The organism is Rhodococcus sp. OK302 (assembly GCF_002245895.1).
In the GTDB taxonomy this organism is placed as follows: domain Bacteria; phylum Actinomycetota; class Actinomycetes; order Mycobacteriales; family Mycobacteriaceae; genus Rhodococcus_F.
This window is the reverse complement of sequence record NZ_NPJZ01000001.1, coordinates 4,122,149-4,145,394: the sequence shown is the minus strand read 5'-3', so window position 1 is coordinate 4,145,394 and position 23,246 is coordinate 4,122,149. Positions and strand designations below refer to the sequence as shown.

Below are 23,246 nucleotides of genomic sequence, written 5' to 3'. Positions count from 1 at the left end.
CTATTCCCTCGGGGCGTGCCCGCAGATCGTCACATGGTTCAAGCGGAGATTGCGTCGGTCGTATTGGGTTCCCGGCTTGCTTCCGGTGTCTCCGGGTTCTCGCTTCGGCCACGATAAGTGGCGTCGAGGAGCAGCGTCGCGATACCGGCCACCACCAAGACTCCACCGAACATCATGTAGACGGACTTCGGTGTCCATCCCCCGTTGAGAAGGTAGCCGGTGAGAATGGGGGCGATGATCGATACCGTTCGACCGCACCCGATCATCCAGCCGACACCGGTCCCACGAGCCGCCGCTGGGTAGATGGGCGGGCTGATCGCGTAGAAGCCTGTGATGCCTCCGTTTGCGAAAATGCCGACGAGCACCGCGAGCGCCAAAGCCAGTGCGACGATATGGAATCCGGTGGCATAGCCGACAAATGCAAGCACTCCGCCGAACATGAGGAGCGCAGTCACAATCCTGGGCCGCAACACAATCGACAGTCCGGCAAAGATGATCGAACCGATGACGCCACCGACGTTGACGAGTACACCCGCAGTCACGCCCATATTCGAGTCACCCGTTGCGTCTGAGAGCAACTTCGGTGTCCAGGTATTCGCGAAGTAGAACGACGCAATCAAGCATGAGTATCCCACCCACAGGAAGATCGTGCGTCGCAACATGATTCCCTTGAACAGTCCATCGCGCACGACGCGTTCCGTTGCGCGAATGGGAGTCGGTAGCTCAGTGGAACGTGTGTAACCGAGCTTGTCTGCGATCTGGTTGTACGCAGTCAAAGCGCCCCGGGGCCTCTTCTCGATCAGGAATTCGATCGATTCGGGCAGCGTCTTGACCACGACCACCAACATGATCGCGGTGATGACTGTGCCGAAGATAAATGCGGATCGCCAGTCGAAGACCGAAATCAGGACGCCGGAGATCGCTCCGCCGACAGCACCGCCGAGCGGGTATCCGACACCGTAGATTCCGAGTGCCGTGCCTCGTCGCTTGTCCGAACTGAATTCCGAAACCAGAACATTCAGATTGGCAACCAAACCGCCGATACCCAAGCCCGCAAATACGCGGAAGGCGATGAGTTGCGGGACGTTGACAGCGCAAGCGGATAACGCCATGCCGACGGTGATGCCGACCAGACACCAGATCGCCAGCCTGCGCCGACCGATCTTGTCCGCCAGCGGGGAAATGAAGATTGCGCCCAGTGCTGTACCGATGATTCCGGCGCTGAGCAGATAGCCGATCTCGACGGAACTGATGTCCCAAGATTTCCCCAGGTGCGGCGCTACGAACGCCATGACCAGAATTTCGAAACCGTCGATCATGCTGAGTATCAAACAGATTGCGATAGTCGAAATCTGGTATCGACGCATCGGTTGCGTTCGAATCGCTTCACGAACATCCATCGAGATCTACTTTCATAAGGGTGGAGGGGGCTTCGCCCTACTCGGTGGCGGTCAGGTTTCTCTCAAAACCGCTGTCGTGACGGCGAATCCGGAAATGTATTCCTTGATCGGCCGGTAGAACTCGTAAGTGATCTCGTAGTCACCGCACGCGCGAAGGGCTGAATACGCAGCGACCCAATTGCGTACCTCGTGAGAGGAGTGGCCCGCTACCGCATCCATGTCGTCGGCGGTGTATCGATCGAAGTCCTCGACACGTCCCGAATCGCAGACGTCGAGAAATCTTCGGTCCCACTCCGGATTGAGGTCCATGATGTCCGCCTCGTCGGCGGCGAATTTCACTGCGGTATCGATGACCCGCTGTTGCCGCGCCGCACGCGCTTCCGGCGTTGGATTCCGTCCGTCTGTGAGCATTTTGCGCTGTGCCTCGTTGGCCGTGGCGATCTGTGGAACCGGAGGGTCATGAGAGAGGCCACCGGACCCGATGAACAGGACTTTCTTGTCCGAGTTCTTGAAATACTCGCCGATAGCCTCGCCGAACTTGCGTACCCGCGCGACCTTCACGAACGGTCTGGCCACCGAGTTGACGAACACCGGGATCAGCGGCTTGGACGCCACGTCGCCGTAGATGATCTCCATCGGTTGCACCGCGCCGTGATCGACCTCCATTTGACGGGAAATCGCAATGTCGATGCCTTGGTCCATTACGTACTGCGCGAGGTCCTCGGCAAGTTCCGCGGGTACGTTCAGGTCACCGTCGAACGAGTCGTAGTCGCCGGTGCCTTTGGCTTTGTAGCCGATGCAGAACGGCGGCATCAGATCGTAGAAGAAGCCGTTGTAGTGATCGGGTCCGAAGTTCACGATCACATCGGGATCAAAATTGTGAACAAAGGCGCGTGCCTGGTCGAATGCGGCGTTCACTGATGCCTTGACGTCGGCCGGTGGATCGAGGTGGTGCAGTAGGGGACTGTGCGACATGCACAGCAGTGCCTGCTTCATGACCGGCTCACACCCCGAGAGGAAAGATACTCCGTGATAACCGTATTGAACTCTTCGGCACGTTCCACCTGTGACCAGTGACCGCACTGGCTGAAGATGTGCGAATCGGCATGCGGGATGACGTTGAGCAGTTCCCATGTCCGCGAAACAGGTATGACCACATCCTGCACGCCGTGGATCAGCAGAACGGGAATGTCCAAGCGGGACAACACCTCGAAGTCCAGGGGCAGTTCGGTGCGGTCACGGTCACGGGCCGCAACCACCTCGGCCAACCGATCCGACGCGGTGTCGTTGAGGGCCGATTGGTACCGCAGTGCCACCAATTCGTCAGTGACAAGGGACTTGTCGACGACGAAGAGTTCAAGTGTTTTGCGGATGCCCTCTTCCGTCAGGTTCGGATTGGAGTGTCCGGCCAATGCGCCCGTCAGCTTTGCCCCGCCGGTACCCATCGAGACGATGCCCAGTAGGCGCTCCGGGAAGTCGATTGCGAACTGGAAAGCCAGCCAGCCGCCGAGGGAGTTTCCGACGATCCACGTCTTCTCGATACCCAGTGCGTCGAGCACGCGCACGGCATGACGAACCCACTCTTTGATGCCGTACTCCGTGTTCGGAGCAACGACGCTCTGTCCGTAGCCGATGGAATCGATTGCAATGCAACGTCCCTGTCCGCTGAGGGTCGGAAGGTTGAGCCACCAGTTTGCGGCGGCGGTGACGCCGGTTCCTGACCCGTGCAGGAAGAGGATCGGCGTGCCTTCTCCCAGTTCGTGATAGTGGGTGAGTTCGCCGTCGGCGGTTTCGATCCACTTGTCGTCGAGGCCGAAGAATTTGTCAGTGGTGTATGCGGGAATCTCGGTAGTTGTCATGAAGTATCTGGCTTTCTCGGGAGGTCAGTGCTGTGAATCGAGGCGAGGTTAGCGAGCTGTCGGGACCCGGTTTTCGCTGCTGGTGCTGGATTCGTTGAACCGCATTGCTTTCAGAATCGCGTCCAGCGTTGCCGGAGCATGTTGTGTCAGGCAGGCTCCGGCCACAAACCGGTCGGGGCGGAGGAAAACCAGGGGAGTGGGTCGGTCGTCGAACCATTTTTTTAGTCGACCGGTGTGATCGCCCAGGACCAGCACATCCGAATCCATTTCCTTCTCGGCCCATTCGCGTTGGGTCTCCGGCACAACCGCAACCAGGCGGGCTCCGAGCGCGGACAACTTGTCGAGCGAGGCCTGCGGCAAGACGTCCTTGGGGTTGTTGCCCCAGACGATGACTGACCACCAGTTGCCGATCGCGTCGTCGAGTAGTTGATCCGATGCCGCGAGCGAGTTCACGCGCGGCTGGGGAAACTGAACGCCAACCGGGGAGTTCTTGACGTTGGCGGTCAGGACCGGAATGAGTTTGCTGGTGAGTTTTGCGCCGGCACTTCCCGATTCCTGTGTGTTCGGATCGGCCAGCACACCCTTGGTGTACCGCGGCATCGGCTTGAACCGCATGTCCGCGAAGTAGCTCTTGACCGGGGGGAAGAGGTTGAGCACTGACGATGCGGAATCCCGGAGAAATGCTCCTACCGGATTGGTGATCTTGATGAGCCGGCCGAAGGTCAGCGACAGGTCCACCATTGCTTGCGCATGGTCCTTACGCTCGGACGTGTAGGTATCGAGCAGAGCGTCATCCGCCTGTCCGGACAAGACGGCGGCTAGTTTCCAGCCCAGATTTGTTGCATCGCGCATTCCGGAGTTCCAGCCCTGGCCCATCCACACCGGCATCAGGTGCGCGGCATCGCCGGCGATCAACTGCCGACCCTTACGAAAGTTGGAGGCCACCCGGCCATGGTGGGTGAAGACGCGTCGACGGATGAAGTCCAGCTCCGACGGGTTCGGAACATGATCTGCCAGAAGGGCATTCACGTACTCCGGATCGGTGACCTGCTCTTCACTTTCGTCGTCGTGGAGCATGAACTCCCAGCGTCGAACAGCATGGGGTAAACCGATGGATACGTAGGGGCGCTTCGGATCTGCACCAAGGAAGACGTTGGGGGTTCCGAGTGGATCGTTGTTGACGTCCACGACAAGCCAACGGGTGGAGGGTGATTCGCCCTCGAAGCTGACGCCGAGACGCTTGCGGGTCGGAGACTTGCCGCCTTCACACCCCACCAGATACTGCGCACTGAAGCGGCGTTCCTCGACGGATCCATCCGGCCCTGTTACCAGCGCGATCGCGGTGACGGACTGTCCGTCTTCTTCCACATTCTCGACGAGATGCCCGAACAGCACCTGGACGTTGTCGAAGCGGGCAAGCCCCTCGTAGAGAGCCTTGTCAGCTTCGGGCTGGATGAAACCATGCTTGCGTTCCCAGCCGAATTCAACGGTCTGCGGATTGTTGACCAGAATGACCTTGCCTGCCCCGTTGACCAACCGCATGATGTGCTGCGGGTTGGTGTGCGGGCGGATCGCCTCCACCAGGCCCACCGTCTGAATGGTGCGGAATGACTCGTCGTCGAGTCCGACTCCGCGCGGGTAATCAATGAGCGCATCCATGGCTTCGAGCACTGTCACCTGCTTGCCGTACATGCCGAGGATGTTGGCAAGCATCAGGCCGGCGGGACCGGCGCCGACGATGAGTACTTCGGTGTCCTGAGTGGTTTTCATGGCTCCCCATCTGGGTGAATGCAACTATCGAACGTCATGGTGCGTTATTTGCTCTACGTGGACTATTAGAAACCAAGAATCGAGGTACGTCAATCAGCTTTTGTGACGGGCAGCGCAATCTGCGCGCAATGGGACGCCGCAGACAGAGGTCTCGATGACAGGGGAGCGATCGAAAACAGCAGGTAAGGACATTTTTCGACAAGGAGGACGAGGAAGTGGACTGTCGACGGCCGCGCGATAATGTTGCGCCAGGCTGTTCCGGGCGCTGGCAGGTCCACATGGCGACACGGTTAGCATCTGCGACGTTCGGTGTCGATGATTTCGCGCTGCGGCGCGTCTCGGCCGTGAGGCCGCATACCCGGTATTGACCGTGACCCGGGCACCTGATCGCTCGGGAATGACCCTGACAGCACGCGGGCGAACGCCCGATGCCGCCGAATCGCTGCTGATTGACGCGACCGACACACTCGATGGGATTCTCCGCCAACTCGTTGTTCGCGTGCCTACGCTCGTGGCCGATCCCGGCACAAGCGTCGTCGGGCAGGTCGACCAGGGAGTCCATCTCACGGATCAGTACCTCAGAACCTGCCGGAGATTGATCCGGTCCGGGGTATACGAGGCCACCGATGGCATGCTCGGGTGATGACGGCAATTCGGTTGGCGTGGTTCGTGTTGGCGATTGTCGCTACCGCACTCGGCGTGTTCGTGGCATCGTGGCAGATCTTCGAGATCACGACTTGCGAGATCGGACTCTCCTGGCCGCAGACCGAGTGTAATCAGTCGATCTGGGGCTATTTCGGGTGGTCGGTGGTGCCGGTTCTGGCGGTACCAGTGCTGCTGTGCTTGATTCCTGCTGTGATTCCGAGGCCTTGGATCGGGTGGTTTGTTGCGGGGTTGCTGTTGGTGATGTCGGTGGCGGGTTTCTTTTCGGCGTTCACGTCGCCGTCGCCGTCATTGGCGTCGGTGTCGGGTAGTTTCCCGCCGGCGTTGTTAGCGGTGTTGCTGGCAATCATGTTGCAGGTGTTCAGTATTGGTCGGAAGCGATTCCCCTGAAGCTGCGGCGGTGATCCACTGAACTGGGGTCTCTGATCAGACTTTGGGGGAGCCGTAAGCTTTGGACGTTTTCGCGATGGTCGCGTCACTGCCCGAGGTGACTATTTGCGGATGAACCGAATCTGTACGTGATTTTTTCAGGGAAGGTCTTGTCATGATTTTTCGGTGCATCCGGGCAGTGACTGGAATAGTCGTCGTTGTCGCGGGACTTGCCGTGGTTGCGTGCAGTCCCGTGGAGAAGCCGAGCGATGTCGCGGCGGCCGAGCAGACGCCGAATCCTCGATACTTCGCCGAACTGCCCGCAGATGCACCGATGGACCCGTCCGCACATTGTCTCGACGCAGATCTACCCAACATGAGCGTCGACGAGTCGGTTGCCTACTGGCAGAATATCTTCGACGACCAGCGCAACCACTACCCGGAACAGTCGTTCCCCTCGCGTCAGGACCTGGAAAGCCAGAAGAGGGCGGAATGGTCCCAAATTGTGAACGACTCGGTGCCGTCTGGCGGTGACGGCGCCTTCGCCCGGGATATCTGTGGGCTCCCGCAACTGGACGGTGCCTTGTACGCCGGGACCCGGTTGCGTGAGATTCGTGGTCACGCCGCCGAACTAGGTCGCCGGGCGTGTACGTCGATCGCGGAGCAAGGGGCCGTCGGTGTGTGGCAATCACTTCAGGCTCAGGGATCCCATCGTTCGGACATTGCCGCGTACGAATACCTCATCTATTCTGCGATCGTCCACGTGTGTCCGCAGCTTTCGGATTTCACATCTGGCGCCGTTGGTATCGAGAGGTGCGCCGACTTGATTCCCGATCCGTCAGCGCGGCCCGGCGACGGTGTTTTCTGCCTCGAGTAGCGCCCCATCGGGGGATCCGGATCTACAGTCACCAGGGTGGCGCAGCCTCGTCAGTTCCGGGGATCGGCTGTGCCATTGATGCGTGAGCGCAGAGTTGGCACACCCGCGCCGTCGAGCTGATTGATGTACGGCACTCGGCCCGCCATGCTCATCACGAGAGCAAGGGTCGATCCGGAGACCAGGGGACCGGAGCCCGTGGCAAATGGCCCGTCGTCCGCGCGGAGCTGGAGGCCGGCGACGCGGGTACGGCTGGGGACGGCGAAGTTACGTCGGGCGAAGAATTCGGCTACGGGCGTCAGTGCGTCGACGCTCGGTGTTCGGGGCAGGCCCAGCGGCTGGCGGATGTCTTGGGCGTGTACGACGACTTCGCCGAGGTAGGCCGGCGTGTGTCCGGAAGGTGTTGTGCTGCTGTTGATGACGGCTCGGAATTGTTCGAGGGTCTCGTCGGGGGTGGTGCCGAGGTGCTCCAGCATTCGACGTTGGTTATGCACATCGGGACGGAATCGCGCACCGATCATGCTGCGAACCCACTGCCACTGGTTGAGGCTCGCAGCAGCGGTGAGGTGGGCGACGACGTGCTCGACGTCCCACTGGCCACACAAGGTGCCGTGCCGCCACTGTTCTGCGCTGATGATTGACAGGTCTTCCGCCAACGAAGCCCGCTCGGCGTGAATCGACGCCATCAGGTGGTCGTCTTGTGCTCTCGCCATCGTCGGTCCCTTCTGTTGGGTGAGGCAACTCTACCTAGAGCTTTGGTGGTGCGTCGGTGGCGTTTCTACCTCGCGGCGAGCACGATCTCCAGGGTGATGTCGGTGGGAGTGACACGGCTTCGGATGCGACCGGACTGCTGGGCACTAGCGAGAAGCTCGATCGAACTGCATCGAACAACACAAAACAGTCTTAGTTGACCAACAGTTGGCAACCCCGGGTTTCGACGCTAAATGACGCGCTTGGTGGAGGGCAAGAACGGGTTCGATACGTTTTCTTCGGTCGACGCACCGGGTTGCCATTGCGAGATCCACGGTCCAGTGCCCTCACTCTGGTCGAGTACACCGCCCTCCATCCAGTTGTACTTACCGTCGAGCAGGCCGGCAGCGAGCTTGCCGTCGGTATCATCGGTGTTGTGCCACAGCGCGGCGAATAGTTTCTCCACTCGCAGTGTTGCTTGCTCGCAGAAGGCATCGGCCAGTTGGTATGCCGTCTCACCCTGTGCAGCGTCCTGGATGCGCTGACTTTCGGCGCGAACGATCACCGCGGACATGGCGAACAACTCGGCGCCGATGTCCACGATCCGACCGAGGAATCCTTGCCGGTACTCCAGCTTGGCCTGCCAGCGCGCCATCCCGTACAGCATCGAGCGGGCTAGTTTGCGGGAACTGCGCTCGATGAAGCGCAGATGTGTTGCCAGCGAGCCGAACTCGCTGTACGACGTCGGCAATTGACCCTTACCGGCGACGAGTTGAGGCATCCACTTGGCGTAGAAGCCGGTGGCCTTTACCGCAGATTTCGCCTTCGCACTCGGAGCAGCCTTGGGATTCACCAGATCGCCGGCTGCGACGATGTGCGCATCGGACGCCTCGCGCGCGACCAGCAGTCGCATGATTTCGCTCGACCCCTCGAAAATGCGGTTGATCCGCATATCGCGCAGAAGCTGCTCTGCCGGGACAGCCCGCTCGCCGCGCGCTTTGAGCGAATCGGCCGTCTCGTAACCACGTCCGCCACGGATCTGGACCAACTCGTCGACGACGAGCCATGACATCTCGCTGGCCCACAGCTTCGCGAGCGCCGCCTCGATCCGGATGTCGTTGCGGCCCTCGTCGGCCATCTGCCCCGACAAGTCGAGTACAGCTTCGAGTGCGTAATTTGTCGCTGCGATGAACGAAAGTTTGTTCGCAACAGCCGCATGCTCACCCACGGGCCGGCCCCACTGCACGCGCTCTGCTGACCATTCACGTGCGATCTTCTGGCTCCACTTACCGGCGCCCGAGCACATCGCAGGAATCGCCAGTCGTCCGGCGTTCAGCGTAGTCAGGGCGATCTTGAGGCCGTCACCCTCACGCCCGATCAAGTTTTCCTTCGGCACCCGGACCTTGTGCATTCGGGTGACGCCGTTTTCGATTCCTCGCAATCCCATGAACCTGTTGCGCCGTTCGACGGTGATTCCAGGGGAGTCCGCCTCGACGACAAACGCAGAGATTCCGCCGCGATGACCGTCGCTCGTTGGCACTCGTGCCATCACCACCAGTAGTTCCGCGACAACGCCGTTGGTAGTCCACAATTTCACACCGTCGACTTCGTAGGCTTCGCTGTCCTCTGTCGGGACCGCGGAACTCGCCATTCGGGCGGGATCGGATCCGACGTCTGGTTCTGTGAGCAGGAAGGCTGAGATCGCACCCTTCGCACAGCGCGGCAGGAACCGTGCCTTCTGCTCTGGCGTACCGGCAAGTTTGAGTGGCTCGGGTACGCCGATCGATTGATGGGCGGACATGAGTGCACCGAGGGATGCATGCACCGAGCTGATGAGCATCAGCGCCTTGTTGTAGGCGACTTGTGTAAGGCCGACTCCGCCGTACTCTTCGGAGATTTTCAGACCGAAGCACCCTAGTTTTGCGAAACCTGCGACGTATTCATCGGGAATGCGTTCTTCCCGCTCGATTTCCGAGCCGTCCAGCGAGGCGCAGTATGAGGCCAGCTTTTCCAGAAAATGGTCGGCCTTCGTGGATTCTTCGGGTGCCGGTTTCGGATAGGGGTGGACAAGATCGAGCTGAAACCGCCCGAGGAACAACTCCTTGCAGAACGAGGGTTTGTCCCATCCTTGGGTCCGTGACTCTTCGACGAGAGTTCTCGACTGTTCCTCGGTCGCTTTCAACTTTTGAGTGGCCATCATGTTGACTCCTCCTCGGCGATCGGCGATCGGCGATGTACTTCCAGTGTTCTCCCTTCGCAGGGGCGGTGGACTATTACGGGATGGTCAGATCGACGGTTGATCGGGTTGTGGCTCCCGGAGTTGTGTCACAGGCCATCCCAGCGCATCCCGTGGCGATGCTGGGAACGAAGAAATCGCGCTCGATGCCCGGCGAGCACGGCGTCGGTTTCGCACTGAATCTGGCGTTGGTGACGAGCGATGCCATATCTGACGACGGCATTGCGTTGATCGACCCGAGCAGCGAGGGCGGCTGCCGACGGGTCATCGAGAACAGCTGCCGCGATGCGGTCGCACTCGATCAGGAGTCGTTGGTAGGCAAGTCTTGCGTGGGCTGTTTCGTCGAGGAACGTTGGCAAAATTTGTTCGTCGATGCAGCGCAGGGGAATTCGGATCATTCGGTAGCCGGTGCGCATCACCAGACGTGTTGTGTTGCTGAGCAACATCATTGTGTGTGCCGGACGGTAGTGGGCGAAGAAGTGGCCCGCTGAGTCATCAGAGACCTTTCTCGCGGAAACAACACGTCGGTAATCCGGATGTGGATACCCGCAGAAGTGTCCGACAAACAGGTAGACGTTTCTCCGATGCGGGACAGGTTGCAGGTCCTTTCCCAGGCGAGACCGCCCGGCGTAATCCACCGCTCGCGATGTGCGCTCTCCCGATATCGTCTGACGGCCCCGCGCAAGCTCAATGCCCCGAGGATCTGATCCCGAACATCTTTCGGGGCTTGTCCGGCAGAGGTCGGGGCGTCATAGTCGAGATATGGATGGGTATCAGAACATGATGCCGAATGGGTTCTCGACTGAGAGGTCACTGCGCCGGGATGTGGAAAGTCATCGCCGGCAACGACCCAGCGCGAACATGCTGTCCGCCCATGATGAATGCGAACTCCGTGTACATGTTGGACGTCGGTGTGTGCACTCAGCGCAGGAGAGGTGATCTGGTTGGTTATCGACAACGATGTCTACAACCGTGTGGGGGAGTCTTGGTGGGAAGAGGACAACCCGCTCAATCTGCTGCACGGGAGTCTCACACCGGGACGATTCGCATACTTCCGCCGAGTGCTCGCCGAGCACCGCGGTTCCGACTACAGCGGACTGTGTGCCCTCGACATCGGTTCGGGCGGTGGGTTTCTCGCGGAGGAGTTCACTCGCATCGGGTTCCGGGTGGTGGGGGTCGATCCGTCCGCGGTGTCGGTCGATACCGCGCGCCGCCATGCCGCCAGTGGCGATCTCGACATCGAATATCGAATTGGGGTAGGAGAGCGACTGCCCGTCCCGGATTCCTCGTTCGACGTCGCGTATTGCTGCGACGTCCTCGAGCATGTGTCGGACCTGGACGCAGTGATAACCGAGACAGCTCGAGCGTTGAAGCCGGGTGGTCTGTATCTGTTCGACACCATCAACCGCACCTTGGTCAGTAAGCTGGTCGCGATCAAGATCATGCAGGAATGGCGGGTGACCAGGATGTTTGACACCCCCATCCACGATTGGTCCATGTGCGTCCGACCGGGGGAGCTGGAACCAGTCATGGAGCGGCACGGCCTGCAGCTCGGTGAGATTGTGGGGCTCGGGCCGAGGTCGAAGAATCCGCTTCGCCTCCTCGATCTCGCGCGTGCGGGGGGAGTGAGGCTGAGTTACGGAGAGCTGAGCCGCCGTCTGGACTTCGGGCAGATTCGGACTACCGCAATCTCGTATATGGGTTATGCGGTCAAGCGGTGATGGTCGCGTTGTCGTGAGCGACAAGCAATATCCTGCGTAGGGACGTGAGCTCGTGGCGGGTGTCGTGAGAGCGACGAGAGAGCGTGTGGTGTTGTTCTGCCCGGTTTCGTCCTGACAATACCAACCAGTCGGCGCTCAGCTGCCCGGGTATGCAGGCGTTTCGAGTCGTGTGCGATGGGTAACAAGAAAGAAGGCGACTCGAAGGAGAGCGGAATGGATTTAGTGGTCTGGACGGAATCCGAGGAACGTGAATTGTGGTGGCGTGGAGTTTTGGGGATCGGTGCAGGAGCACGGCATTGCGTGACAACGGATTTGAGCGAAGGGTCGCACTGAGTCCAGTTGACGACGAGAAGCCTCGAGCTTGAGACTCTGGCCCTTCAGGGCGCCGTCACGTTGATCGAAAATCGTAGCGACGACACCAGTTTGGGCACGATGCTATGGCAAGCCACTCGGGTCGTTCACTTGCAGGCGGTGTCGGTCGCGGTGACAATCTGGCGGACGGCGAATCGGTCGTCCGTCGGCGCAGCTAGTTCGAGTAGGTCTGTCCGATGGGTGCTCTCGCACGACCCCGAACGGTTAGCGGTTCCGCGCCAACGCTCGGATAACTTGGGCGGAAAGATTGTGCGCGTTGGTGTCCGGAGCACCTGCCGGTGATGTTTCGGCTAGTGCATCAAACAGATCCAGACGCGCCCCTGGACGACAAATGCGCGAGGTGGATGTCAATCCACAACTCGCGCGACAAAAATCAGCCTAACACTGATGTGGTTCAGCTCAGGTCATCGCCAGACCGAAGGCGGCGGACGCTCCGAGAAGTATGAGCGTGATGAGGATGACTGCGCGGGTGGTGTAAACGTGACGCATGAGAACTCCGATCAGACGAAGATGAATCGTTCGGTGTGTAGATGTGGCGCCGGCACTCCCAGTTCGGTGAGCGCATTCTCGATGGCATCGAGCATCGGGCCTGGCCCACAGACGAAGTACTGCAGACGCTCATGATGGTCGGGGAGATGGCGGGCAAGCATGTCGTGATCGAGGAACCCCTGTTCGCCAGTCCAATCCGCAGGTGGGGTCCTCAAGATATGGACGATTGTCAGGTTCAGACGCAGCTTCAGTTCATTTAGTTCCTCGTCGAAGGTGATGTCGTCGAGCGAGTTGCTGGCGTAAAAGAGCAGATAAGGCCGATTATCTCGGCGATCAGCCATGGTGCGCAGAATGCTCATCATCGGCGTTATGCCGACTCCACCTGCAATCAGAACGAAACCCGGGCCGTCATTGTGGTCCGGTGTGAAGACGCCGTGCGGTCCGTCGAGATAGGCCGGAGTGCCGGGGGAGATGGTTCCGACGGTGGAGGTGAAATCGCCGAGCGATTTGATGGTCATCGATATTGCCGTTCCGTTCTCAGCGCTGGACGAAAAGGAGAACGGGTGCGAGGTGACCGAGAATGGTGAGCGGTCGACGGTGAGCCAGCCGAATTGACCCGGTTCGAATCGGAAACCTTGATGACCGATCGGGACCATCGTCAACGTGACGGCGTCACCACGTTCCTGGACCACGGACTCGATTTTCCAGGGTTGGCGCAAACGCATGAGCGGCCTGATTACCCGAACCCACAACAATAGGAAGATCAGTGCGCCGGTCATGATCGCCCACAGCCATTTCTTCCACGCATCGTCGACGTAATAGCCGACCAGAAAAACATGCGCGAGTGCGAACGCGACGACCAGTACCGATACAGCACCGTGCAGCACCTGCCACACCTCGTAGCGAATTTTCATTCGCCGGCGCCAGATCGAGGTGGCAATGAGCACCAGCAACAGCACTGTCGAGGTCACTGCGAATCGTGCCCGCCAGGGAGCTTGCGCAAGATTGAGCAGGCCCACGATGTCGATTCCGGCAACCTGCAGAAGGATCGGATGAGCGAGAATGAACGCCAATGCGACATACGAAATCTCGCGATGGAATTGAACCAGCGCGTCCTCCCCGAAGGGTTTTGCCGCCGTTTGGAATCGTGCGACCAGCGCGAACTGCATCCCCATCATCGACAGTCCGATAAAGCCGAGGGCGACAGAGAATTCGGTGAGGAAACCGCGCCCCGGACCGGAATGGCCGAGTACCGCGAACACCAGCGGAATCACCGCCACTGCCAGATAGAGCCCGATCCAGGCGATTCCCCGTGATAGCAGCGTCATGATCGGACACGCCCTTCTTCGTCGCTCTGGGCAGGATGGTCCGGTGCCGAAACATCAGCAGTCACCTTCCGGGACGCTACTCCGAGCGGTGTCTGTCGGGGCTCGAACACGGGTGGATCGCACCGGCGCGTCGCGCGGGCCGGCCGTCGGCATCGAACCCTCGAACTGCTCAGGCTGTAACCAGGCCGCAGTGACTCCCGCACTGCTGTGGACCGTTTCCTCGAAAATTTGGTCGAATGCACCTTTGCTACAAGGTCTTTCGGGAAAATTTGTGGCACGTGATTAGAAGAAATATCGTCGCAAATATCGAGACAAAATAGGTCCCGAATTTTTGTATCGCGGACACCGTACACGAGTCACCTATTTTCTTCGTTATACTGAGGTAAATGTCGAACAAAATAGGGAGATTACTTTGACGCCAAAGATCGCGATTCTAGGAGCCGGTCCGAGTGGCCTCGCGCAGCTGCGAGCCTTCGAATCTGCACGGAAATCAGGTCTTGGCGCGGTCCCCGACATAGTGTGCTACGAAAAGCAAAGCGACTGTGGCGGCATGTGGAATTACAACTGGCGCACCGGTCTGGATCAAAATGGCGAACCAGTCCACGCTAGTATGTACCGATACCTGTGGTCGAACGGCCCCAAAGAATGTCTAGAATTTGCCGATTATTCCTTCGAGGAACATTTCGGGCATCCAATTCCTTCATACCCTCCGCGTGAAGTCCTCCTCGAATACATCATGGGTCGCGTTGAGAAGAGCGATGTGCGCAAGTACATTCGCTTCAATACCGCAGTCCACGGGGTGACCTATTGCGACGAGACCGAGAAGTTCACGGTCACCGTCATGGACCATGGCCGTGGACAACTCGAATCCAACGAGTTCGACTACGTCATCGTCGCCACCGGGCACTTCTCTACACCCAACGCACCTGACTTCGACGGCTTGGAACAGTTCCCGGGACGAGTTCTACACGCCCATGACTTCCGCGATGCACGCGAGTTCACGGGAAAACGTCTGCTCCTGGTGGGTAGCAGTTATTCCGCCGAGGACATCGGGACTCAGTGCTTCAAGTACGGGGCCGCAGAAGTCACCTTCAGTTACCGCACCGCCCCGATGGGACACGACTGGCCCGACGCCTTCTCCGAGGTTCCGCTGCTCACCGGGCTTGACGGCAACGTCGCCACGTTCCAGGACGGCAGCACCCGCGAAGTCGATGCCATTATTCTGTGCACCGGTTACCAGCATCACTTCCCATTCTTGCCAGACCATCTCAAGCTGAAGACCAAGAACCGGCTCTACCCCCGAGATATCTACAAGGGAATTTTCTTTCAGGACAATCCGAAACTGATGTATCTGGGAATGCAGGACCAGTACTTCACTTTCAATATGTTCGACGCACAGGCTTGGTATGCGCGAGACGCTATTCTCGGTCGTATCGCATTGCCCGATCGTGATACGCGGGATCAGAATATCGACGAATGGCGTGGGCGCGAGGAATCTCTGACCACTGCGTCCAGTGAAATCAAGTTCCAGGCCGCCTATATTCGCGACCTCGTCGATCAGACTGATTACCCGGAATTTCACGTCGAAAAGCAGGGTGAGTTGTTCGAAGACTGGAAGCGCGATAAAAAGAAAGACATCATGGGGTACCGGAACCAGAGTTATGCCTCGACGCTCACCGGAACTGTCGCGCCGCCGTTGCATGATGACTGGCTCGATATCCTTGATGACTCGTCCGAAGCATTCCTTCGAAACAGTCTCCCCACGCCTGCTCTGCAGCGTTGAGCGAGTGCTCGTGATCTAGGCGTTGTGCCCCAGAGTTCTGGGGCACAACGACCTTGCGTTCTACTGCGCTGCGCTGACCGACGACATGTGAAAGTCGGGGATCCGCAGCGGCGGCATGGCGGTACGGGTGAACCAGTCCTTCCACTCGCGGGGGAGTGTGACCTCGGTGCGACCGGCCTCGGTGACCCTCCTCAACAGATCGAGTGGGCTCTCGTTGAATCGGAAGTTGTTGACCGCTCCCACGATCTTTCCGTTCTCGATCAAATACACCCCGTCGCGCGTCAACCCGGTGAGCAGCAGCGTCGTGGGATCCACTTCCCGGATGTACCACAGAGTCGTGAGAAGGAGTCCCTTCTCGGTGTTGGCGATCATGTCCTCGATGGAACTGCCGTCACCGCCGGTCAGGAGCAGGTTGTCGCCGGGAACGGCGACCGGCCGACCGAATTCTCGGGCAGCGTGACGCGGATATGCCAGAGCGGCGATTGTGCCGTCCTTGATCCAATCGACCCGATCGATGTCCAGGCCGTTGTCGAAGAGCGAGACGGATTCGCTCGACGACGTGGTGACAACAAACGGCGCAGATTCCAGGCCTACTGCGTCGGGGTCGGACGTCAGAGTCAAGTTCAAGTTGCCGAGGGTTTCACCGATCCGCGTTCCGCCGGTAGTGGAAAGAGCCGTGTGGCCTTCCTCGGCTCCGCGACCCTCCATGGTCCACATCAGGTAGATCATGAGGTCGGCGACAGCGGACGGGGGCAGGATTGTTTCGTACCGTCCAGCCGGCAGACTCACCGTATTCTTTGCCCAGTCGAGACGAGTGGTCAACTGTGACAACAAGTTCGGTGTGGAGATATCGGTGAAGTCGACGGTGCCGGATCCGACCCAGGCGCTGGCGTCGCCGCGCTTGCCGTTGATTTCGATGGAACCGGTGCGCTGGACAGTGCGTCGACGCACTCCGCTCGAAGTACCCAGCCACGTCGTGTGCAGTTGGTGGTGGGCAAAGCCGAACAGTTGATCGTCACCGTCGAAACCGGTTGCAAGATCCGACGCTAGTTGCGTAAAGACACTGATATCGGTGAGCACTGGCGCCAGGTCCCAGTCGGAATCGGCTGGACCTGCCGGTATGAGATCGGAGGCGTCGTCGGCGGGTGTTGCTGTGCGTGCAGCCTCCTCGCTGGCCTTCACAACAGTGATGATCTGCTCAGGATCAACACTGCTGGAACTGACCGTACCGACGCGGGCAACGTCACCGGCGCGCACAATCGAAATGACCGTCCACGTGCGAGAGAGTGACACTCCGTTGGTGGTCATCGAATTGTTGGCCCACCGCAACGACGCTTCGCTGGCGTCGGTCACGATGACTATCGATTCGTCGACAGTCCGCGCAGCCAATGCGCGTTCGACTAACTGCTGCGCCGTGATCACTGCTGAGCCTCCGAACGGGTGTTGAGGATGTTGACTCCGCGGAACAGTGCGGACGGGCAACCGTGACTGACGGCCGCAACTTGCCCCGGTTGAGCTTTGCCACAGTTGAAGGCGCCGCCCAACTTCCAGGTCGATGCTCCGCCCACGGCTTCCATGGACCCCCAGAAGTCAGTGGTCGTGGCTTGATACGCGACGTCGCGGAGTTGGCCGTCGAGCTTGCCGTCACGGATCTTGAAGAATCGCTGACCGGTGAACTGGAAGTTGTAGCGCTGCATGTCAATTGACCATGACTTGTCGCCGACAACATAGATGCCGTTTTCGACGCGTGAGATCAACTCGGTCGTCGACGTATCAGTTTCAGGGTCCGCCGAGAGCGACACATTGGCCATCCGCTGGATCGGAACGTGGTGCGCGGAGTCGGCATACGAGCAACCGTTGGAACGCTCCAAGCCCAGACGCGGGGCAAACGCGCGATCGAGTTGGTAGCCGACCAGGGTGCCGTCGTTCACGAGATCCCACCGCTGCGATGCAACCCCGTCGTCGTCGAACCCGACGCTGGCCAGGCCGTGCTCGGCGGTTCGGTCAGCGGTGACGTGCATGATCGGTGTGCCGTATTTCAGAGTGCCCAACTTGTCGGGCGTCGCGAACGAGGTGCCGGCGTACGCGGCTTCGTATCCGATGGCGCGGTCGTATTCGGTTGCATGGCCAATGGATTCGTGGATCGTGAGCCACAGATTTGTCGGATCGATCACCAGGTCCGTCAGACCCGGTGTGACGGACGGAGCCTTGACCTTCTCGGCCAGCCACTCTGGGATGTGTGCCAGTTCGTCGGCCCAGTCCCAGGTGCTTTCCGAGCCCAGGTATTCCCAGCCGCGGGCCACCGGCGGAGCCAACGTCCGCATCGACTCGAAACTGCCTGCCGACTTGTCGACGGCAGTTGCCTCGAACTCGGGGTGCAGACGCACTCGTTGTTGGGTGATCGAGGAACCGGCCAGGTCGGCGTAGAAGGTCTGCTCCTTGACCTGCAACACGCTGGCCGTGACATGGTCGACGCCGTCGGATGCCTGCAGACGTCCGGAATAGTCGACAAGCAGATCAACCTTTTCAGCCGTCGGAACTGCGAAAGGATCCACCGTGTACGGCGAAACCCAGGTTGCGTCGGCATAGACAGGTTCATCGGCCAGAGTGACCGGGTCGCGATTGAGCGAACGCAATGCCAAGGCGACCTCGACGGCTTGGCGGGCGATCAGTACTGCGATCTCCGGCGACACCTCGGCGTGCGAAGCGAAACCCCACGTGCCGTCGACGATGACACGGACGGCCAATCCCACTTCGTCGCTGTCCGAGACGGCTTGAACCTTGCCGTCGCGCAACCGGATCGACTGGGTGAGTAATCGGTGTACGCGGACATCCGCGTGCTGCGCTCCGGCAGCGCGGGCTGCGGACAGCGCGGCGTCCGCAACGGCATTGAGGGGGAGGGCGAGGAAATCTGCATCGACATCTCGGGTGACGGTCACCGCCATCACGCTAGCCGAACTGCTGCCATCCCAGACGAATCACCATGGCAATCACCACAACCAACAGCGTGATCCGCACAAAGCCAGAGCCCTTGCTCAAAGCCATACGAGATCCGATGACCGCGCCCACCACATTGCACACGGCCATCGCCAGTCCCAAGCTCCACCACACATGGCCCGTGACGGCAAAATACGTCAACGCCCCGAAGTTGGATCCCAGATTGATCACCTTCGCCATCGCGGCGCTGCGCACAAACTCCGTACCGAGGAACGTCGCGAAGCTGATGATCAGGAAAGTGCCCGTGCCGGGGCCGAGCAAACCGTCGTAAAGCCCGATGAGGCCTGCCGACAGCAATATCACCAGCGCTGTTTTTCGTTGGGTCGGGCGATGAGTGGCCAGCGTTGTCCCCAAACTCGGGCGCATCGTCACAAACAGTGCGACGCCCACCAACACGACCATCACGATGGGTATGAAGTATTTTTGTCGATCAACGAGACTGCAGCTGCGCCGCACGCCGACGTGATCGCGGCCAAGATTGCTGCCGGGACGAGTTGACGCCATTGCATCGGGATCCGACGCGAAAACGTCCACACTGCGGCACTGGTGCCGGTGAACGCGGTCAGCTTGTTGGTGGCCAGCGCGGCCTGCGGCGTCAACTGGGGCGCAACCAGGAACAGTGCCGGGAGCAGAATCAAACCACCACCACCGACGACAGCATCTACCCAACCCGCCGCAGTTGCAGCTGTCATGAGCAGGCCCCAGTCCGCGATATCCACGGCGGTGACTCTTTCACAATTGTGACAGTCTTGAGCGCATGAGGAGGTTCAGCCTGTGGCTGCGGGGTAAACCGATGATCGCGGACTGTGGGCTGGCGCTGCTCTTCTTCGTCCTCGAGATTGTCGCTTTCGTGGGTTCAGACCGCGATGAGCGTTGGCCACAGCTTGTTCTCGGACTTCTGATCTGCCTGCCGGTCGTGTGGCGACGCAAGTACCCGCGTGTGTCGGCTGCAGCGATTCTCCTGATGTCGTTGACCAGCACGTTCATCATGTGGACGACAGGCAGTGCTGCAGGTGAGCATCCCGGTCTCCTGGCGCTCGGTGTCGCTCTCTATACGTTGGTGGCGTACGTCGACCGACGCACCGCTGCGGTCTACCTCGGTTTCCTCGTCGTCGACACCATTTTGTCCTCGTTGGTCGTGCGGCAGAACGTGATCCTCGGGATCATCATTTCTGCACTGCTGTTTGCCCTTGCCTGGATCACTGCTGAATTCTTCGGCGCAAGAAGGGCATACGACGAGGAAGTAGCGGCGCGTCTGAAGGTTGCCGAATACGATCGTGATCGACGCGCCGAAGAAGCTGTGGCAACGGAGCGCACGCGTATTGCCCGCGAACTCCACGACGTAGTCGCCCACGCGGTGAGCGTGATGATCGTCCAAGCCGACGGCGCTTCCTATGCCGTTGATACCAATCCCGCCCTGGCCAAAAAGGCGCTGGGCAACATCTCGAGTACCGGCCGTGACGCGCTCGCAGAACTGCGTCGCACCGTCTCACTTCTGCGATCCGAAGTCAGCGACGACGCGATGCCTCAGCACGGAACTGCCGGCATCGCCAAGGTCGTGGACATGATGCGCGCGACGGGGTTGCAGGTGCGGCTGGAATTGACCGGAGAACTCGACGACATCAGCCCGTCCGTCAGTTTGGGTATCCACCGCCTTGTTCAGGAATCGCTCACCAACGTATTGCGGCACGCCGGAGCAGATCCGAAAGCGCGAGTGACTGTGCGACGTACCGAGACCGCAGTTCTGCTCGAAGTGATCGACAACGGCTCTGTGAGATCCGCATTCATCGGAGGTTCGGGCAACGGATTGGTCGGGATGCGCGAGCGGGTCCATGTCTTGCATGGCACCCTCGAAACCGGTCGTCGCCCGGACGGCAGCTGGCGCGTGTACGCGGAACTGCCGCTCGAGATCAACGACTGACCGAACCGCGACCGACTGGATGTGAGCTCAGAACTCGCAGAATGCTCGTTCGGTCCGGCTCATCGATACCACCCTTCCTCGATGGAGAACAATCCGATCCTGCGGTGCCGTCGCGACTGCTTCTTCGAGGCTCCCCGCACGGATGGCTAGGAGTTCTGCCTGCAGCCCCTTCTTGATGCCCGCCCGAGGCAGTGACATGACATCACGGGCGGCGTCGCTTACGGCCTTGTAAGCCTCTTCGACGGTCAGGTGCCCGGCTGCGACGAGCAACATCGTTGTTTCCAGCGCATCACTGCGTCCGAGGGGGTTGTAGGGGTCACGGACGTTGTCGGCGCCGGCCGCGAACCGTACGCCGGCATCGATCAACGGTCTGGCAGCGGTCAGACCACGCGGCATTGCCACCGGGCTATCCCAGCCTTGGAGATACAGGTTGGTCATCGGCAGGCTGACGATCCCGATGTTGCTCTTTTTCACAGACTTGATCACTCTCGCAAGCACTTCCGGCGCGACCATTCCCAGGCTGACGCAATGACCCGCAGTTACCGGCATCGTCGTCGGCCAATCCCGAACGGAGTGTGCGAGCTCCTCGAGAGTGAGCATCTTCGGGTTGAGTTGCTCGTCGGTGTGCATGTCGACGCCGACGCGGCGTTCACGCGCAATTGCAAGGAGCCGTTGCAGGTTTCCGCTGGGGTCTGGGGTTTGGTGTGGATGTCCGCCGACGAAGTCGACACCAAGGTCAAGAGCAGCATGAACCGCGTCGTCACCCACGACGTACGGCGTCATCGCGACGAGCTGAATATCCATGACGCTCGACAGTTCGTCACGAACTTTCACCAGTGCTTGGATTCCGCGCAATGGCTGGTCGCCCCGCAGCAAATTGACGTGTGAGCGTACTGCGGTTGTTCCGTTGCCCAACAGAAGTAGTGCCGCCTGCCGGGCGCGTTCGGCAATACTTTCGACGGTCAGGGACGGGGTGTGGTTTTCCCAGGCTTCAATTGCGGAACCCAGATTGCCTGGAGGCGGACGGATTTCGTCGAACGAGAGTGCCTTGTCCAGATGTGCGTGTGGTTCTGCCGGCGCGGTGAGTAGAAGATACCCGGTGAGGTCGAGGTCGCCGTCGGCGAGCGCTCGCCCTTCCGCTGGTATGACGTCGTGCACCTGCCCGTCGACCAGGTGAACATCGACGATCCGTCCGTCAGTGAGTGTTGCATTGTGCAGGGTTGGTACTGCTTGTCCGCTCGCTACCGGCGGTGGCAAAAAATTTTGAGTCACGATGCTCCTGCGGTCAGTCGAGTGATCGGAAATCTTTCTTGCGAATCGAGCAGTGGACGCCTTTGACGAGGTCCACCACCTGCGTCACCGAAAAGTCGCCCGCAGCACTGAGATACAGGTAGGCCTCACTCGGCGTCATTCCGGTGTGTGAGGAGAGGAAGTCGACCGAGAGTTCTGCGCATTGGCGCATCGCCTCGTCCAGGCTCTCGTTCATCCCGAGAATGATCCAATGATCGTCGGTGTCGACAAAGGGCATTGCGGCTCGAGGCTGCGGCAGAGACTTTACGACGGTCAGCCTGGCAGTGACGCGAAGCGACCCTTCGAGGGCAGTGAGTGCTATCTCGCCGTTGCCCTGCGCGAAGTGCGGGTCACCCAGATAGAAGCCCGCACCGTCCACCTGAATCGGTAGATACAGCGACGTTCCGACCACCATCTCGCGCACATCCATGTTGCCGCCGAATGGACCAGGCGGGATGGTGCTCAGAGGTCCGTCGCCGGCGGGTGTCACTCCGCACAGTCCCATGAAAGGCCGCACGTCAATTGTTGCTGTGCCACTGCTGAATTCAAAGACTGCGAGGTCTGCGGTGTCGTCGAGTGAGCAGAACTTGCTGAATACGGCGGGAATGCTGCCGTCGAAATCTCGTGGCAGGATCTCCGGTAATGCACCGCGCTGATGTCTGCTCGAAATCACGCCGTACGGAACTCGCGGTGTCATCTCGAGGAAGTCGACGCGTAGCCAGTCTCCCGGCTCGGCCCCACGCACGTGTACGGGACCGAGCACCACGTGCGGAGCTTTGGGTGGAACGGGTTTGCGGAGGCCCGATGCGGCCAACTCGATGGAGTCGGTCAACACATTCGAGCGGTGGACTCCGTGTCGACCGAAGTAGGCCACGGGGTCGCGCCCTTGGTCCTCCATCAGGCCCTCTTGAGAGACGGTGTCGAAGGTGATTGTCCGTCCGCTGTCGACGGTGAGCACCGGCGTGGTCGCTGCCGTGGGAAGAGTGCCCCAACTGATCGTTTCCGGTGTGCACCAGAGGTAGTGCTCAGCGGAACCCGCGTCGATTCCGGCCTGGAGTATTTCCATCACGCGGTCGCGACAGTTGCCAGGTGCTCTCGCCAGCCACCGGGTGAGGTGATTTCACTGGCTGAGTCCGTGAGGCTGGGGAGTGATCGGCAGACCATGCTCAGCGAGCCGCGACCGTCCTCGAGTTGGATCACCGATAGCTCGAGTTCGGCCGGCTCGCGCGGCAGAAGCTTCTCACGCAACTCGGTGTACGACACCTCGTAGATCTCGCCGGGTACGGACCAACCTCCGTCCTCGACGGGAGCGAGTCCGGGAAATACGTCGTCGTACGAAAAGAATCGGTAGGCGGGAGCGGTTCGCACTGCACCGACGAAGCGCGCCGAAGACAATGCGTCGTTGAGTGAACCTCCACTCATCGCTTGGCCGTTGACGAACATGAGGACAGTGGTGGGTGACATCGAAGGAACTCCTTGTTGCG

Annotated in this window: 19 protein-coding genes and 1 pseudogene; 7 read left to right on the top strand and 13 right to left on the bottom strand. The window is 60.0% G+C overall.

The genetic code is table 11. The features are described from left to right. Positions 1 to 38: 38 nt before the first annotated feature. From BDB13_RS19065 to mhpA, 4 genes are read right to left on the bottom strand one after another with little or no spacing between them, the layout of a single operon-like run. Positions 39 to 1,400 carry an MFS transporter gene (locus BDB13_RS19065; protein ID WP_094273033.1) on the bottom strand — a complete coding sequence of 454 codons (1,362 nt, stop codon included), beginning with the start codon at positions 1,398 to 1,400 and terminating at the stop codon, positions 39 to 41. A 51-nt stretch (positions 1,401 to 1,451) separates the two neighbouring features. Then, positions 1,452 to 2,396: a 3-carboxyethylcatechol 2,3-dioxygenase gene (locus tag BDB13_RS19060; RefSeq protein ID WP_094273032.1), complete on the bottom strand. Its 945-nt coding sequence runs from the start codon at positions 2,394 to 2,396 to the stop codon at positions 1,452 to 1,454. Then, positions 2,393 to 3,259, bottom strand: coding sequence for an alpha/beta fold hydrolase (locus tag BDB13_RS19055; protein ID WP_094273031.1), 867 nt, complete (start codon positions 3,257 to 3,259; stop codon positions 2,393 to 2,395). The genes BDB13_RS19060 and BDB13_RS19055 overlap by 4 nt, the downstream gene beginning before the upstream one ends. 48 nt (positions 3,260 to 3,307) lie before the next feature. Beyond that, positions 3,308 to 5,029 (bottom strand): bifunctional 3-(3-hydroxy-phenyl)propionate/3-hydroxycinnamic acid hydroxylase MhpA, encoded by a 1,722-nt coding sequence (gene mhpA / locus BDB13_RS19050; RefSeq protein ID WP_094273029.1) that lies wholly within the window; start codon positions 5,027 to 5,029, stop codon positions 3,308 to 3,310. 397 nt (positions 5,030 to 5,426) lie between these two features. Between mhpA and BDB13_RS19045 the strand changes: the two genes are divergently transcribed. From BDB13_RS19045 to BDB13_RS19035, 3 genes are all read left to right on the top strand, one after another. Continuing rightward, positions 5,427 to 5,672, top strand: coding sequence for a hypothetical protein (locus tag BDB13_RS19045; protein WP_094273027.1), 246 nt, complete (start codon positions 5,427 to 5,429; stop codon positions 5,670 to 5,672). Further along, on the top strand, positions 5,672 to 6,082 hold the full coding sequence (locus BDB13_RS19040) for a hypothetical protein (protein ID WP_254922877.1): 411 nt from the start codon (positions 5,672 to 5,674) through the stop codon (positions 6,080 to 6,082). The genes BDB13_RS19045 and BDB13_RS19040 overlap by 1 nt, the downstream gene beginning before the upstream one ends. 154 nt (positions 6,083 to 6,236) lie before the next feature. Beyond that, on the top strand, positions 6,237 to 6,938 hold the full coding sequence (locus BDB13_RS19035) for a hypothetical protein (protein ID WP_094273023.1): 702 nt from the start codon (positions 6,237 to 6,239) through the stop codon (positions 6,936 to 6,938). 50 nt (positions 6,939 to 6,988) lie between these two features. Here the strand turns inward: BDB13_RS19035 and BDB13_RS19030 are convergent, their stop codons facing one another. Together BDB13_RS19030 and BDB13_RS19025 are read right to left on the bottom strand one after the other, a co-directional pair. Further along, a complete protein-coding gene (locus BDB13_RS19030; protein WP_094273021.1) occupies positions 6,989 to 7,648 on the bottom strand; it encodes a maleylpyruvate isomerase family mycothiol-dependent enzyme in 660 nt (219 codons plus the stop codon). 227 nt (positions 7,649 to 7,875) lie between these two features. Next, positions 7,876 to 9,825 carry an acyl-CoA dehydrogenase family protein gene (locus tag BDB13_RS19025; protein ID WP_094273019.1) on the bottom strand — a complete coding sequence of 650 codons (1,950 nt, stop codon included), beginning with the start codon at positions 9,823 to 9,825 and terminating at the stop codon, positions 7,876 to 7,878. 80 nt (positions 9,826 to 9,905) lie between these two features. Between BDB13_RS19025 and BDB13_RS32195 the strand changes: the two genes are divergently transcribed. Beyond that, positions 9,906 to 10,352 (top strand): hypothetical protein, encoded by a 447-nt coding sequence (locus BDB13_RS32195; RefSeq protein WP_094273017.1) that lies wholly within the window; start codon positions 9,906 to 9,908, stop codon positions 10,350 to 10,352. 444 nt (positions 10,353 to 10,796) lie between these two features. Continuing rightward, positions 10,797 to 11,582 carry a bifunctional 2-polyprenyl-6-hydroxyphenol methylase/3-demethylubiquinol 3-O-methyltransferase UbiG gene (gene ubiG, locus BDB13_RS19015; protein ID WP_094273015.1) on the top strand — a complete coding sequence of 262 codons (786 nt, stop codon included), beginning with the start codon at positions 10,797 to 10,799 and terminating at the stop codon, positions 11,580 to 11,582. Positions 11,583 to 12,454: 872 nt separating this feature from the next. Here ubiG and BDB13_RS19010 read toward each other — a convergent pair. Beyond that, positions 12,455 to 13,771 carry a ferredoxin reductase family protein gene (locus BDB13_RS19010; protein ID WP_094273014.1) on the bottom strand — a complete coding sequence of 439 codons (1,317 nt, stop codon included), beginning with the start codon at positions 13,769 to 13,771 and terminating at the stop codon, positions 12,455 to 12,457. Positions 13,772 to 14,183: 412 nt separating this feature from the next. Here BDB13_RS19010 and BDB13_RS19005 point away from each other — a divergent pair, with 412 nt between their 5' ends. Next, on the top strand, positions 14,184 to 15,554 hold the full coding sequence (locus BDB13_RS19005) for a flavin-containing monooxygenase (protein ID WP_094273012.1): 1,371 nt from the start codon (positions 14,184 to 14,186) through the stop codon (positions 15,552 to 15,554). Positions 15,555 to 15,614: 60 nt separating this feature from the next. Here the strand turns inward: BDB13_RS19005 and BDB13_RS19000 are convergent, their stop codons facing one another. The 3 genes and pseudogenes from BDB13_RS19000 to BDB13_RS18990 all read right to left on the bottom strand — a co-directional run bounded on the left by BDB13_RS19000 (position 15,615) and on the right by BDB13_RS18990 (position 19,270). After that, positions 15,615 to 16,976, bottom strand: coding sequence for a metallopeptidase TldD-related protein (locus tag BDB13_RS19000; RefSeq protein WP_094273010.1), 1,362 nt, complete (start codon positions 16,974 to 16,976; stop codon positions 15,615 to 15,617). Next, a complete protein-coding gene (locus BDB13_RS18995) occupies positions 16,973 to 18,499 on the bottom strand; it encodes a TldD/PmbA family protein (RefSeq protein WP_094275031.1) in 1,527 nt (508 codons plus the stop codon). The genes BDB13_RS19000 and BDB13_RS18995 overlap by 4 nt, the downstream gene beginning before the upstream one ends. A gap of 4 nt (positions 18,500 to 18,503) precedes the next feature. Then, positions 18,504 to 19,270: pseudogene (locus BDB13_RS18990) on the bottom strand (TSUP family transporter). 38 nt (positions 19,271 to 19,308) lie between these two features. Between BDB13_RS18990 and BDB13_RS18985 the strand changes: the two are divergent. Beyond that, the gene (locus BDB13_RS18985) at positions 19,309 to 20,472 is read left to right on the top strand and encodes a sensor histidine kinase (RefSeq protein ID WP_176459619.1); all 1,164 of its coding nucleotides are present in this window, start codon (positions 19,309 to 19,311) and stop codon (positions 20,470 to 20,472) included. Between the two features lie 27 nt (positions 20,473 to 20,499). Here the strand turns inward: BDB13_RS18985 and BDB13_RS18980 are convergent, their stop codons facing one another. From BDB13_RS18980 to BDB13_RS18970, 3 genes are read right to left on the bottom strand one after another with little or no spacing between them, the layout of a single operon-like run. Beyond that, entirely contained in the window at positions 20,500 to 21,744 is a 1,245-nt protein-coding gene (locus BDB13_RS18980; protein WP_254922876.1) for an amidohydrolase family protein, read from the bottom strand. Positions 21,745 to 21,757: 13 nt separating this feature from the next. After that, positions 21,758 to 22,828 carry an acetamidase/formamidase family protein gene (locus BDB13_RS18975; RefSeq protein WP_094273007.1) on the bottom strand — a complete coding sequence of 357 codons (1,071 nt, stop codon included), beginning with the start codon at positions 22,826 to 22,828 and terminating at the stop codon, positions 21,758 to 21,760. Continuing rightward, positions 22,828 to 23,226: an allophanate hydrolase-related protein gene (locus BDB13_RS18970; RefSeq protein WP_094273006.1), complete on the bottom strand. Its 399-nt coding sequence runs from the start codon at positions 23,224 to 23,226 to the stop codon at positions 22,828 to 22,830. The genes BDB13_RS18975 and BDB13_RS18970 overlap by 1 nt, the downstream gene beginning before the upstream one ends. Positions 23,227 to 23,246: the final 20 nt, after the last annotated feature.

Coding starts and splice junctions, on each gene's coding strand:
- BDB13_RS19065 (WP_094273033.1), bottom strand. CDS start 1,400: ATGGATGTTCGTGAAGCGATTCGAACGCAACCGATGCGTCGATACCAG.
- BDB13_RS19060 (WP_094273032.1), bottom strand. CDS start 2,396: ATGAAGCAGGCACTGCTGTGCATGTCGCACAGTCCCCTACTGCACCAC.
- BDB13_RS19055 (WP_094273031.1), bottom strand. CDS start 3,259: ATGACAACTACCGAGATTCCCGCATACACCACTGACAAATTCTTCGGC.
- mhpA (WP_094273029.1), bottom strand. CDS start 5,029: ATGAAAACCACTCAGGACACCGAAGTACTCATCGTCGGCGCCGGTCCC.
- BDB13_RS19045 (WP_094273027.1), top strand. CDS start 5,427: ATGACCCTGACAGCACGCGGGCGAACGCCCGATGCCGCCGAATCGCTG.
- BDB13_RS19040 (WP_254922877.1), top strand. CDS start 5,672: ATGACGGCAATTCGGTTGGCGTGGTTCGTGTTGGCGATTGTCGCTACC.
- BDB13_RS19035 (WP_094273023.1), top strand. CDS start 6,237: ATGATTTTTCGGTGCATCCGGGCAGTGACTGGAATAGTCGTCGTTGTC.
- BDB13_RS19030 (WP_094273021.1), bottom strand. CDS start 7,648: ATGGCGAGAGCACAAGACGACCACCTGATGGCGTCGATTCACGCCGAG.
- BDB13_RS19025 (WP_094273019.1), bottom strand. CDS start 9,825: ATGATGGCCACTCAAAAGTTGAAAGCGACCGAGGAACAGTCGAGAACT.
- BDB13_RS32195 (WP_094273017.1), top strand. CDS start 9,906: ATGGTCAGATCGACGGTTGATCGGGTTGTGGCTCCCGGAGTTGTGTCA.
- BDB13_RS19010 (WP_094273014.1), bottom strand. CDS start 13,771: ATGACGCTGCTATCACGGGGAATCGCCTGGATCGGGCTCTATCTGGCA.
- BDB13_RS18995 (WP_094275031.1), bottom strand. CDS start 18,499: ATGGCGGTGACCGTCACCCGAGATGTCGATGCAGATTTCCTCGCCCTC.
- BDB13_RS18985 (WP_176459619.1), top strand. CDS start 19,309: ATGAGGAGGTTCAGCCTGTGGCTGCGGGGTAAACCGATGATCGCGGAC.
- BDB13_RS18975 (WP_094273007.1), bottom strand. CDS start 22,828: ATGGAAATACTCCAGGCCGGAATCGACGCGGGTTCCGCTGAGCACTAC.
- BDB13_RS18970 (WP_094273006.1), bottom strand. CDS start 23,226: ATGTCACCCACCACTGTCCTCATGTTCGTCAACGGCCAAGCGATGAGT.